The sequence below is a fragment of the Streptococcus taonis genome (genome assembly GCF_029948085.1).
Classification (GTDB): Bacteria; Bacillota; Bacilli; order Lactobacillales; family Streptococcaceae; genus Streptococcus; species Streptococcus taonis.
This window is the reverse complement of the sequence record NZ_JARZZP010000016.1, coordinates 23,818-36,279: the sequence shown is the minus strand read 5'-3', so window position 1 is coordinate 36,279 and position 12,462 is coordinate 23,818. Positions and strand designations below refer to the sequence as shown.

Sequence of the window (12,462 nt, the reverse complement as noted above, 5' to 3'; positions counted from 1 at the left end):
CTGTCATTTTTTCAATTTCTTTCTCAGATACATAAATAGTCTGACAAAAATTTCTTAATGAATTCTATAGATGCATGATAGGGCTTTTTATGGTAGAATATAAGAAAGTGCTTTCTCAGAAGGAGGAAAATATGGACAAACAAACCATCGCTGTTTTAGGGCCTGGTTCATGGGGTACTGCACTGTCACAAGTTCTTAATGACAACGGACACCAAGTGCGTATCTGGGGAAATATTCCTGATCAAATTGACGAAATCAATACACAACATACTAACAAACGCTATTTTAAGGATACTGTATTAGACGAAAAAATTGTTGCCTATCATGATTTGGCAGAAGCCTTGAAGGGTGTTGATGCTGTCTTGTTTGTGGTGCCAACCAAGGTGACCAGATTGGTAGCTCAACAAGTGGCTGCTGTTTTGGATCATAAAGTGGTGGTCATGCATGCTTCAAAAGGCCTCGAACCCAATAGCCACAAACGCCTTTCAACCATTCTAGAAGAAGAAATCCCTGAAGAATTGCGTAGTGAGATTGTGGTTGTATCTGGTCCTAGCCATGCGGAAGAAACGATTGTACGTGACATCACCTTGATTACGGCTGCATCCAAGGATTTACAAACTGCTCAATATGTTCAGACACTCTTTAGTAACCACTACTTCCGCCTTTATACCAATACGGATGTGATCGGAGTGGAAACAGCTGGTGCTCTTAAAAATATCATCGCTGTTGGTGCAGGTGCCCTTCATGGACTTGGATTTGGGGATAATGCCAAAGCTGCTATTATCACGCGCGGGCTGGCAGAAATTACCCGTCTGGGAGTTAAACTTGGAGCAAATCCATTAACTTACAGTGGACTTTCTGGGGTTGGAGATTTAATCGTTACCGGAACTTCTGTCCACTCACGTAACTGGCGTGCAGGAGATGCTCTTGGGCGTGGCGAAGCCTTGGCAGATATCGAAGCAAATATGGGAATGGTCATTGAAGGAATTTCAACAACCAAAGCTGCTTACGAATTGGCGCAAGAACTCGGAGTTTATATGCCTATTACCCAAGCCATTTACCAAGTTATTTATGAAAATGTTAATATTAAGGATGCCGTTTCTGAACTCATGAGCAATGAGTTCAAGGCAGAGAACGAGTGGTCTTAGTCACCGTTAGAAAGGAAGCTCATGAAGCAAAAAGTTAGAAAAGCCGTTATCCCTGCTGCGGGACTTGGAACTCGTTTCCTACCTGCAACTAAAGCTTTGGCCAAAGAAATGTTGCCAATCGTGGATAAACCAACCATCCAGTTTATCGTTGAAGAAGCTCTCAAGTCTGGAATTGAGGACATTCTTGTGGTAACAGGAAAGTCAAAACGTTCTATCGAAGATCACTTTGACTCAAACTTTGAACTAGAATACAACCTCAAGGAAAAAGGAAAAACAGACCTTTTGAAGCTAGTTGATGAAACAACTGGTATGCGTCTTCACTTCATCCGTCAAACACACCCACGTGGACTCGGAGATGCCGTCTTACAAGCAAAGGCTTTCGTCGGAAATGAACCTTTTGTGGTCATGCTTGGAGATGACCTCATGGATATCACTGATGACAAAGCTGTTCCATTGACCAAGCAACTCATGAATGATTATGAGAAGACTCACGCTTCTACTATCGCCGTAATGCCTGTCCCACACGAAGAAGTTTCTTCATACGGTGTTATCGCTCCTCAGGGTGAAGGAAATGACGGTCTTTACAGTGTTGAAACCTTCGTTGAAAAACCAGCACCTGAAGACGCACCAAGTGATCTAGCCATTATTGGCCGTTACCTCCTCACACCAGAGATTTTCGGTATTCTTGAAAATCAAACACCAGGAGCAGGAAATGAAATCCAGCTAACAGATGCTATCGATACCCTCAACAAAACCCAACGAGTATTTGCTCGCGAGTTTAAAGGCTCACGTTACGATGTTGGAGATAAGTTTGGATTTATGAAGACTTCCATCGAATACGCTCTCAAACATCCACAAGTCAAAGACCACTTGAAGGACTACTTGATTGATCTTGGAAAAGAACTTTCAGGAGACAAATAAACAATTTACCAAACAGTCAGATTTAGTTTAAATCTGGCTTTTTTGATGTCTAAATCCCAAGAACCAATCCCTATCTAACCCCCATTCTAAGCCTAATTTCTTGCAAGAGATGCTTTTATGGTATAATAATAAAGAGTGAGGAATTCTATGAACAAACATGTAACAAGAATCAAACAAAAAGGACTGGCCTTACTTCGGTCTCTAAAATTAACAACTTCCAAAAAAAGTCCAGATAAAAATAAGAAAGTCAAAACAAAGCTGACCATTTGGACTATTTTGGCCAAGATTTTACTTGGAATAAAAGCAACTTTTAACACTCTTTTTATCCTAGCTTTTATTGGCGGTCTCCTCGGGACTGGGGTTGTTTTGGGGTATGCGGTTTCTCTTTTTGATCAGGTTAGTGTCCCTCAAACGGAGGATTTGGTTAAACAGGTGAACGATATTTCATCTATTTCTGAGATTCGCTATGCAGATGGTTCCATGATTGGGGCTATCGAGAGCGATCTTTTGCGAACATCTGTCGCATCCGATGCCATCTCAGAGAATCTCAAGCAAGCTATCGTTGCAACCGAGGACGAACACTTTGCAGAGCACAATGGTGTCGTTCCTAAAGCGGTCATTCGTGCCAGTCTAGGAAACTTTATCGGCCTTGGTTCTTCGAGTGGTGGTTCTACCCTAACACAACAGCTCATCAAACAACAAGTAGTTGGTGATGCTCCTACTCTTGCTCGTAAAGCTAGTGAAATCGTAGATGCTCTAGCCCTAGAACGTGCTATGAATAAGGATGAAATCCTGACTACCTATCTAAATGTTGCACCTTTTGGTCGCAATAACAAGGGGCAAAATATCGCAGGTGCTCAGCAGGCTGCAACTGGGATTTTCGGAGTGGATGCTAGCAAACTAACCATTCCTCAAGCAGCTTTCCTAGCAGGTTTACCACAAAGCCCTATTTCCTACTCACCTTATGAGTCTACTGGTGAGATGAAGAGCGAAGAAGATATTGAACTTGGAATCAAGCGCTCAAAAGATGTTCTCTACAATATGTACAGAACTGGAGTCCTTAGCCAAGAAGATTACGAAACCTATAAAGCGTACGATATTAAGAAAGACTTCTTGCCAGCAGAAAATGTCAACGTAACTGCTAAAGGTTTCCTCTACTTCTCTGCCCTCGATGAAGCGACGAACCTCATGTATGATTATCTAATCAAAAAAGATAACGTCTCTGCACCAGAACTAAAGAACGAATCTATCCAAAAATCTTATCATGAATTGGCTGAAAAAGAGATTCAAAATGGTGGCTACCGTATCATAACTACAATTGATAAAGCTATCCATACAGCCATGCAAGGTGCAGTTGCAAACTATGGCTACCTTGTCGATGATGATACTGGTCAACCAGAAGTCGGAAATGTCTTGATGGATAACCAAACAGGCGCCATTTTAGGATTTGTCGGTGGTCGTGATTACCAAAGTAATCAAAACAACCACGCCTTTAACACTAAACGGTCTCCTGCTTCAACTACTAAACCTATCCTAGCCTACAGTATTGCGATTGACCAAGGTTTGATGGGAAGTGCAAGCATCTTATCTAACTACCCAACTAACTTCTCTAACGGAAATCCTATCATGTATGTCAATAGTTCTGGTACTGCCATGATGAGTCTGAAAGAAGCTCTGAACTATTCTTGGAATATCCCAGCCTACTGGACCTATCAGTTACTTCTTCAAAAAGGAGTTGATGTCCGTTCCTACATGGAAAAAATGGGCTACGAGATCCCAGAATACGGCATTGAGAGTCTTCCTATGGGCGGAGGAATCGATGTCACTGTTGCCCAGCATACAAACGGCTACCAAACCTTGGCTAACAATGGTGTTTACCATAAGAAATACATGATTTCAAAAATCGAGAAGACCAGCGGCGAGGTTATCTATGAGCATAAAGACGAACCTGTACAAGTCTACTCTAAAGCAACTGCAACCATTATGCAGAGCTTACTAAGAGATGTGATTTCTTCCCAAGTGACTTCAAGCTTCCAGAGCGATCTTGCTGCAATCAACCCAAGTTTGGCAGGTGCTGACTGGATTGGTAAAACTGGTACGACCAATGAAGATGGCGATATGTGGCTCATGCTTTCAACTCCAAGATTAACCCTTGGTGGTTGGCTTGGTCACGATGATAACCGACCACTTGGTAAAGGTGCAGGACACTACCGTAATGCAAAATACATGGCTCATCTGGTAAATGCCATTCAACAAGCAGCCCCTTCTTCTTGGGGTTCAGAACGTTTCAAACTCGATTCAAGTGTCACTTCATCACAAGTCCTCAAATCAACTGGTCAAAAACCAGGTAAGGTTACTATCAATGGTAAAGAGATTAATGTGACTGGTGAAATGGTAACAAGTTACTGGGCTAACCAAAATGGTGCTCCGACTACCACTTATAAATTCGCTATTGGTGGAAGCGATGCAGACTACCAAAATGCTTGGAACACCATTTTAGGAAGTCTGCCTAAAGCATCTTCTTCCTCATCAAACAATAGCAATAGTAGTAACAATAATAATCGTAATAATACTTCTAATAGTAACGTGAGCAGTAGCTCTAGTTCCAATAATAGAAGCAGCAATCAACAGCGCTAACTAGCACAATCATTGAGAGTGGGAAAGAAATGATTTTTCTCCACTCTCTTTTTTCTTTTTTCATTTCATGGTACAATAGCAACATGAATAAATATCAAAAGAATATTTTTAAGGGAACCATTTATTCTCTCCTATCTGGCTTGATCTGGGGGATCTGTGGAATCTTAGGAGAGTACTTTTTTTCACATTATCAAGTATCTTCAGGGTGGATTACTTCTATGCGTCTACTCGTCGCAGGTGGTTTCGTAATCGTCTTATCTAGTCTTAAACTCCGGTCCCAGCTCTTCGAAATCTGGAAAAATCGAAACAATTACCTTCCTTTTCTCGCCTATGCTATCTTAGGGATCTTCTCCGTACAATTTTTCTTTTATCTCTGTGTGGAGTACTCCAACGCTACAACTGCAACCATCCTACAATTTATCAGTCCTGTCTTCATTCTTATCTACAACCGCATTATCTACAAAAAAAAAGCTTCTAAAAAAGCGATCTTCTATGTTCTGACTGCTATGCTTGGGGTCTTTTTGATGGCTACCAAAGGCGATTTGGCTAAGCTATCCATCACTCCTCTTGCTTTACTGACAGGTCTTCTCAGTGCCCTAGGTGTTATGTTCAATGTCATCTTACCCCAACGCTTTGCAAAAAAATACGGATTTGTGCCAACTGTTGGTTGGGGAATGATTATCGCGGGCCTTTTTAGTAATTTTCTCTACCCTGTTTATAAGATTAGCTTCCAGGTTGATGCCATCAGTATCTGTATTTGTTTGACTATTGCCTTTTTGGGAACTGCCTTTGCCTTTTTCCTATCGATGAAGGCTGTCTCTCTCGTTTCTCCCTTGGTGGTGTCAGTCGTCAGCGCAAGCGAACCGCTATCCTCTGCTATTCTAAGCGTTCTTTTCCTTGGCATGGTTCTGGATAGTTTCTTGGTACTGGCCATGATTTTGATTATCGTTCCTATGGTTTTCTTGTCCATCGAAGAATCTAAATCCAAGAATTAAACACCTTCTTTTAACACTTAAGGCTTCAAAATTGAAGCCTTTTTTGGTAGAATAGTAAGCATTACAAAGAGTGAGGAGACACCTATGACTGCTACAAAAATGAATGCACAAGAAATTATCCAATTTATCGCAAATGCTGAGAAAAAGACAAGTGTAAAAGTGACCTTTGAGGGGCAACTTGCTGGAGCTATCCCTGCCTCTGTTATCAAGCTTGGGAATGTTCTTTTTGGAGACTGGAAAGATATCGCTCCACTTCTTGAAGGACTTACAGAAAACAAGGACTATGTTGTTGAACAAGATGCTCGCAACTCTGCTGTGCCTCTCCTTGATAAACGTGATATCAATGCGCGTATCGAGCCAGGTGCTATCATCCGTGACCAGGTTGAGATTGGCGACAACGCTGTTATCATGATGGGGGCTGTTATCAATATCGGTGCAGAAATCGGATCTGGCACTATGATTGATATGGGAGCTATCCTTGGTGGACGCGCTATTGTCGGTAAAAATAGCCACGTTGGTGCAGGTGCTGTTCTTGCAGGCGTTATCGAGCCAGCTAGTGCTGAACCTGTCCGTGTCGGTGACAATGTTCTCATCGGTGCTAACGCTGTAGTTATCGAAGGTGTTCAAATCGGTAGTGGTTCTGTTGTTGCAGCAGGCGCTATCGTCACTCAAGATGTTCCTGAAAATGTTGTGGTAGCAGGTGTCCCAGCTCGTGTTATCAAGGAAATCGATAGCCAAACCCAACAAAAAACAGCGCTAGAGGATGCGCTTCGCACCTTGTAATTAGTAACAGAGGCGGAAATATTTCCAGCCTCTTTCTCGTATCAATAGAAGGAAATTAACTATGTTAGATTTGATTCAAACTCGACGCGATCTTCACCAAATTCCTGAGATTGGTTTAGAAGAATTCAAGACTCACGCTTATTTACTCAATGTTATTGAAACATTAACAGCTGGTAAGGATTTTGTTCAGATTCGTACCTGGCGAACAGGTATTTTAGTTTACTTGCAAGGAAGTCAGCCAGAACGTACCATTGGTTGGCGAACAGACATCGACGGACTCCCGATTGTTGAACAAACAGGTCTTCCTTTTGCCTCTCAGCACCCAGAACGCATGCATGCTTGTGGACATGATTTTCACATGACCATTGCCCTGGGAAGTCTCGAACGTGCTTTAGAAAACCAACCAAAAAACAATCTCCTCTTTCTCTTCCAACCTGCAGAAGAAAACGAAGCAGGTGGTATGCTCATGTATGAAGATGATGCTTTTGGCGACTGGTTGCCTGACCAATTCTATGGACTTCATGTTCGTCCAGACTTAAAAGTTGGACAAATTGCGACCAATACCCATACACTCTTTGCAGGAACATGTGAAGTTAAGATTCGCTTTAAGGGTAAAGGCGGTCACGCTGCCTTTCCACATGAAGCCAACGACGCTCTGGTTGCAGCTAGCTATTTTGTGACCCAAGTTCAGTCGGTTGTCAGCCGTAATGTCGATCCTATCGAGGGAGCTGTTGTCACTTTCGGTGTTTTTCAAGCTGGTACAACCAATAATGTCATCGCTGATACAGCCTTCTTACATGGAACCATTCGAGCTCTTACACACAATATGAGTCTCTTGGTTCAAAAACGTGTCAAAGCTATCGCAGAAGGTGTGGCAGCTGCCTTTGATATGGAAGTGGAAGTTGAACTCAAGCAGGGAGGTTATTTGCCTGTCGAAAACAACCCTGAACTAGCCCGTGAATTGATGACCTTCTTTGATGAAAAAGAGGGCATTGAACTAATCGATATTGAACCTGCCATGACAGGAGAAGACTTTGGGTATCTTCTTTCAAAGGTTCCTGGCGTCATGTTCTGGCTAGGTATTGATAGTCCCTACGCCCTTCACCATCCAAAGATGAGTCCTAAAGAAGAAGCTCTAGCTATCGGTGTCGAAGCTGTATCAAGCTTCTTAGCAAAGAAAGTTGCGGAGTAAACTATGAAAAAAAGCTTACGCAAGCAGGTCTTACAAGAACTCAAGTCTCTATCTAAGGAAGAAAAGCAGAGCATGAACGATTGGCTCACAGAGCAGTTCTTTCAACATCCTTTTTATAAGGAAGCAAAAACTATTGCCACTTACCTATCTTTTCCTCATGAATTTCAGACAGCTAAACTTATCGAACAAGCTCAGAAAGATGGAAAGACGATTCTCATTCCCAAAACTTATCCACATGGGAAAATGGACTTTGTTCTATATGAACCAGAGAAACTCGAACGAAATTCTTTTGGACTTCTTGAACCCAAAGGAAACTTCTCAATCATTGAACCCTCTCTGATTGACTTGATTCATGTTCCTGGTTTGGCTTTCAATCCTTCTGGCTATCGGGTTGGCTACGGTGGTGGCTACTACGACCGCTACTTGGAGCATTTCCCAGGCCATACCATTAGTACACTTTATCCTTGTCAGATTCAGGACTTTCAACCTGAGCACTTCGATATTCCTGTTGAGGAGGTACTCATCTATGAAAAAGATTTTTGATCGTCGTTATCCTGTCACGAGCTTCTTTCTCCTCGTGACAACCCTAGTTTTTATACTCATGTTTCTAACTAGCGGTTTCAATTACACAAGCGCAGCCACCTTGTATCGGTTTGGAGCTGTTTATCCTCCTGCTATCAAGGCCATGCCTGAACAAATCTGGCGCTTATTCTCCGCAACCTTTGTACACATTGGCTTGGAGCACTTTTTAGTCAATATGCTATCCCTCTACTTTTTGGGACGTCAGATGGAGCAAATCTTTGGCTCCAAACAGTTTTTCTTTATCTACCTTCTATCAGGTATGATGGGAAATCTCTTTGTCCTAGTTTTTAGCCCTGATGCCATTACCGCAGGTGCTTCAACTGCCCTCTACGGCATGTTCGCATCTATTGTCGTCCTTCGGTATGCTTCACGCAATCCCTACCTCCAACAGCTTGGTCAATCCTATCTCTCCCTCTTGGTCATCAACCTAGTAGGTAGTGTTTTAATACCTGGTATCAGTCTTACTGGACACGTAGGTGGAGCTGTCGGTGGCGCATTACTAGCTATCGTCTTCCCAGTTCGAGGCGAACGAAAAATTTACAGTCCAGGCCAACGTGGTCTAGCAAGCCTAGCTTTCATTGTTTTATCAGCCTTGATGCTTTTTATCGGACTATTATAAAACAAGAAAAACCATTGGAAACTCTCAAATCGAGGAGTTCATTTCCAATGGTTTTTTTGAATCTATTTGAAAAGTAGCTTAAAATCCATTATTGTCGCTGAGTTCTTTGAACCAGTGGCCTGATTTTTTCAGGCGACGTTCTTGCGTTTCAAGGTCAAGCTCGACCAAACCATAACGGTTTTTATAGCTATTGAGCCATGACCAGCAATCGATAAAGGTCCAGATCAAGTAGCCTTTACAGTTGGCACCGTCTTCGATAGCACGATGAAGCTCACGCAGATGACCTTTGACAAAGTCGATACGGTAATCATCCTGGATCATTCCATTTTCACGGAATTTATCTTCACCTTCAACGCCCATCCCATTCTCTGTCAGCATCCACTCAATATTGCCGTAGTTTTCCTTGATATTTTGGGCAATGTCATAAATTCCTTGCTCATAGATTTCCCAACCGCGGTGTGGATTGATCTTACGACCAGGCATGACGTAAGGTTCATAGAAATGCTCTGGCAAGAGCGGACTGTCAGGATGCTTAGCAAAACGCGGCGCCATAACACGCAAAGGTTGGTAGTAGTTGACTCCTAGGAAGTCAACGGTGTTCTCACGAATGAGTTCCAATTCTTCGGCTGTGTATTCTGGCAGCAAATCATGCTCAGCTAAAATCTCCACCAATTCTTCTGGATAAGCTCCTAAAACAGACGGATCTAGGAAAGATTGTGCCTGGAAGAGGTCAGCAATGCGAGCAGCTTTCACGTCTGCAGGATGTTGGCTACGTGGATAGGCTGGTGTCAAGTTGAGGACGATCCCAATCTTAGAACCAGGCAAGACCTCATGGCAGGCTTTGACCGCAAGAGTGCTAGCTAGCTGGGTATGATAGGCAACCTTAACCGCTGCTTTGGCATCTACCTTATGAGGGTAATGGGCATCATAGAAATAGCCAAACTCTACAGGAACGATAGGCTCATTGAAGGTAATCCATTGGTCCACAAGGTCACCGTAGGTCTCAAAACAGAAACGAGCATAGTCTTCATAAGCTTTAATAGTTGCTTTATTTTCCCAACCATCTCCATCTTCTTGAAGGGCAAAAGGCAGGTCAAAGTGATAGAGATTGACTAAGAGGCGAATACCCTTGGCCTTGATGGCTTCAAATACCTGACGGTAGAAAGCCACCCCTTGAGGGTTGACTTCTCCACGGCCCTGTGGGAAAATACGAGACCACTGGATAGAAGTTCGAAAGGCTGTGTGGCCAGTTTCTAACAAGAGTTCGATATCCTTTTCCCAGTTTTCATAGAAGGTCGACGTTTTGTCTGGTCCAATACCATTGTAGTAACGGTTTGGCTCTACTTGGTACCAATAATCCCAGAGATTATCTCCCTTGCCGTCACCAGGCACTCGTCCTTCTGTCTGTGGTCCAGAAGTTGAGGACCCCCAGACAAAATCCTTTGGAAATTTTAGCATAGTACTACCTCTTTTTACGCTTTTAATGTTTATACTCTTCGAAAATCAAATTCAAACCGCGTCAACGTCGCCTTGCCGTATATGTGTTACTGACTTCGTCAGTTCTATCCACAACCTCAAAACGGTGTTTTGAGCAACCTGCGGCTAGTTTCCTAGTTTGCTCTTTGATTTTCATTGGGTCTTACTTTCTCTCATTATACAGAAAAAACAAGGCAAAAACTAGTTACATTTTTGTCTTGTTTTTCTTCTGATTATAGATTTTATTTGTTTGTTAGGATTTCAAGGGTTTCAAGCAGGTTATCTGCATGAACTTCGATTGTATCTCCTGTTGCTTTAATCTTGACTTCTACGATACCGTCGGCTGCTTTCTTACCAACAGTGATACGGATTGGAAGACCGATCAAGTCGCTATCGCTGAATTTAACCCCAACACGTTCGTTACGGTCATCTGTCAAGACTTCGTAGCCTTTGTTGACCAAGGCTTCTTCGATACGGTTGGTTAATTCAAGACTTGCTTCATCCTTAACATTGACTGGAATCAAGTGAACATCAAATGGAGCCAATTCTTTAGGGAAATTGATTCCCCAAGCGTAACGGTATTCACCTTTAGGCGTTTTGTTAACAAAGAGACGAGCGTGTTGCTCCATAACTGCTGAAAGGAGACGGCTGACACCGATACCGTAGCAACCCATGATGATTGGCACAGCACGGCCATTTTCATCCAAGACATCTGCACCCATACTTGCTGAGTAACGAGTACCCAGTTTAAAGATGTGACCAATCTCGATACCACGCGCAAAGTTAAGAATACCTTGTCCATCTGGAGAAATTTCACCTTCACGAACTTCACGGATATCCACATACTCGGCAGTGAAGTCACGACCTGGGTTGACACCAGTCAAGTGGTAACCATCTTGGTTGGCACCAACAACAGCATTGCGGCTATCTTGTACCTTGCGGTCTGCGATAATCTTGACATTTTCTGGAAGATCTACTGGGCCAAGTGAACCAAAGTCCGCTCCCAACAATTCTTTCACTTCTGCCTCAGTTGCAGGTTCCAAGAAATCTGCTCCAAGGTAGTTTTTCAATTTGACTTCATTGAGCTGGTCATTGCCAACGAGTAAAGCCACAACTGGCTCCTCATCTGCGATATAAACTAAGGTCTTGATTGTTTGCTCTTCAGAGACATTCAAGAAGGCTGCGACTTCATCAATCGATTTGACACCTGGTGTTTCCACACGTGCCACTTCTTCTTCAGTCACAACACGGTTGCTTGGTTTGTACTCGTTGGTTGCCATTTCCAAGTTGGCTGCATAGCTTGACTCGCTTGAGTAGGCAATAGTATCTTCACCAGAAACCATCCATTTGAGCAATTCTGCCTTGATTTCTTCTTGCACTTCTGCAGGAATCTCGTCAAATGATGCGACAGACTTGTCTAACACCACCCAACGATCAAGGTCTGTACGAGCAGGTGTGATGGCCATAAACTCTTGGCTATCCTTACCACCCATAGCTCCACCGTCTCCGATGATGGCTTTAAAGTCCAAGCCACTACGAGTGAAGATACGCTCGTAAGCTGCCTTGTACTCATCATAAGTTACATCCAAACTATCGTAGTTAGCGTGGAAGCTATAACCATCTTTCATGATGAACTCACGGGTACGAAGAAGTCCATTACGTGGACGTTTTTCATCACGGTACTTAGGCTGGATTTGGTACAAGTTCAGTGGTAATTGCTTGTAAGACTTAACAGAATCACGGACAATAGCTGTGAAGGTTTCTTCGTGAGTTGGACCCAAGATAAAGTCTGACTTCTCACGGTTTTTCAATTTATATAAGTCTTCCCCGTAGGTTTCATAACGACCAGATTCACGCCAAAGGTCAGCACTGAGAAGGGCTGGAGCCAACATCTCAACAGCACCAATCTTGTCAAATTCTTGACGCATGATCTTCTTGGCTTTTTCGATAACACGGTTAGCAAGTGGTAGGTATGAGTAAACACCTGCTGATACTTGACGAACATAACCAGCACGCAACATAAGGGCGTGGCTGATAACTTGAGCATCGCTTGGCATTTCGCGAAGCGTTGGGATAAGCATTTTACTTTGTTTCATAATTACTCCTCTA

The 12,462-nt window shown here is 42.9% G+C and carries 10 protein-coding genes; 8 read left to right on the top strand and 2 right to left on the bottom strand.

Features of this window, described 5'->3' with window-relative positions:
* The first annotated feature begins 131 nt into the window (after positions 1-131).
* The 8 genes from QEZ38_RS08735 to QEZ38_RS08700 all read left to right on the top strand — a co-directional run bounded on the left by QEZ38_RS08735 (position 132) and on the right by QEZ38_RS08700 (position 8,877).
* On the top strand, positions 132-1,148 hold the full coding sequence (locus QEZ38_RS08735) for an NAD(P)H-dependent glycerol-3-phosphate dehydrogenase (protein ID WP_248034995.1): 1,017 nt from the start codon (positions 132-134) through the stop codon (positions 1,146-1,148).
* A gap of 21 nt (positions 1,149-1,169) precedes the next feature.
* Complete coding sequence (galU, locus tag QEZ38_RS08730) at positions 1,170-2,069, top strand: UTP--glucose-1-phosphate uridylyltransferase GalU (RefSeq protein WP_281335663.1); 900 nt, start codon at positions 1,170-1,172, stop codon at positions 2,067-2,069.
* A gap of 147 nt (positions 2,070-2,216) precedes the next feature.
* A complete protein-coding gene (gene pbp1b / locus QEZ38_RS08725; protein ID WP_281335662.1) occupies positions 2,217-4,706 on the top strand; it encodes a penicillin-binding protein PBP1B in 2,490 nt (829 codons plus the stop codon).
* Between the two features lie 83 nt (positions 4,707-4,789).
* Complete coding sequence (locus tag QEZ38_RS08720) at positions 4,790-5,701, top strand: DMT family transporter (protein WP_281335661.1); 912 nt, start codon at positions 4,790-4,792, stop codon at positions 5,699-5,701.
* Positions 5,702-5,785: 84 nt separating this feature from the next.
* Positions 5,786-6,484, top strand: coding sequence for a 2,3,4,5-tetrahydropyridine-2,6-dicarboxylate N-acetyltransferase (gene dapD, locus QEZ38_RS08715; protein WP_248034990.1), 699 nt, complete (start codon positions 5,786-5,788; stop codon positions 6,482-6,484).
* A 61-nt stretch (positions 6,485-6,545) separates the two neighbouring features.
* Positions 6,546-7,676, top strand: coding sequence for an N-acetyldiaminopimelate deacetylase (locus tag QEZ38_RS08710; protein WP_248034988.1), 1,131 nt, complete (start codon positions 6,546-6,548; stop codon positions 7,674-7,676).
* A gap of 3 nt (positions 7,677-7,679) precedes the next feature.
* Positions 7,680-8,219, top strand: coding sequence for a 5-formyltetrahydrofolate cyclo-ligase (locus QEZ38_RS08705; protein WP_281335660.1), 540 nt, complete (start codon positions 7,680-7,682; stop codon positions 8,217-8,219).
* On the top strand, positions 8,203-8,877 hold the full coding sequence (locus tag QEZ38_RS08700; protein ID WP_281335659.1) for a rhomboid family intramembrane serine protease: 675 nt from the start codon (positions 8,203-8,205) through the stop codon (positions 8,875-8,877). The genes QEZ38_RS08705 and QEZ38_RS08700 overlap by 17 nt, the downstream gene beginning before the upstream one ends.
* A gap of 78 nt (positions 8,878-8,955) precedes the next feature.
* Here the strand turns inward: QEZ38_RS08700 and QEZ38_RS08695 are convergent, their stop codons facing one another.
* Both QEZ38_RS08695 and QEZ38_RS08690 read right to left on the bottom strand, forming a co-directional pair.
* Positions 8,956-10,335, bottom strand: a complete 1,380-nt coding sequence (locus tag QEZ38_RS08695) for a glycoside hydrolase family 1 protein (RefSeq protein WP_281335658.1) — start codon at positions 10,333-10,335, stop codon at positions 8,956-8,958.
* Positions 10,336-10,595: 260 nt separating this feature from the next.
* A complete protein-coding gene (locus QEZ38_RS08690; protein ID WP_281335657.1) occupies positions 10,596-12,449 on the bottom strand; it encodes a proline--tRNA ligase in 1,854 nt (617 codons plus the stop codon).
* Positions 12,450-12,462: the final 13 nt, after the last annotated feature.

Bases quoted from the DNA above. Each gene is read 5' to 3' on its own strand.
- QEZ38_RS08710 (WP_248034988.1), top strand. From the start codon at position 6,546: ATGTTAGATTTGATTCAAACTCGACGCGATCTTCACCAAATTCCTGAG.
- QEZ38_RS08720 (WP_281335661.1), top strand. From the start codon at position 4,790: ATGAATAAATATCAAAAGAATATTTTTAAGGGAACCATTTATTCTCTC.
- pbp1b (WP_281335662.1), top strand. From the start codon at position 2,217: ATGAACAAACATGTAACAAGAATCAAACAAAAAGGACTGGCCTTACTT.
- QEZ38_RS08705 (WP_281335660.1), top strand. From the start codon at position 7,680: ATGAAAAAAAGCTTACGCAAGCAGGTCTTACAAGAACTCAAGTCTCTA.
- QEZ38_RS08735 (WP_248034995.1), top strand. From the start codon at position 132: ATGGACAAACAAACCATCGCTGTTTTAGGGCCTGGTTCATGGGGTACT.
- QEZ38_RS08700 (WP_281335659.1), top strand. From the start codon at position 8,203: ATGAAAAAGATTTTTGATCGTCGTTATCCTGTCACGAGCTTCTTTCTC.
- dapD (WP_248034990.1), top strand. From the start codon at position 5,786: ATGACTGCTACAAAAATGAATGCACAAGAAATTATCCAATTTATCGCA.
- galU (WP_281335663.1), top strand. From the start codon at position 1,170: ATGAAGCAAAAAGTTAGAAAAGCCGTTATCCCTGCTGCGGGACTTGGA.
- QEZ38_RS08690 (WP_281335657.1), bottom strand. From the start codon at position 12,449: ATGAAACAAAGTAAAATGCTTATCCCAACGCTTCGCGAAATGCCAAGC.
- QEZ38_RS08695 (WP_281335658.1), bottom strand. From the start codon at position 10,335: ATGCTAAAATTTCCAAAGGATTTTGTCTGGGGGTCCTCAACTTCTGGA.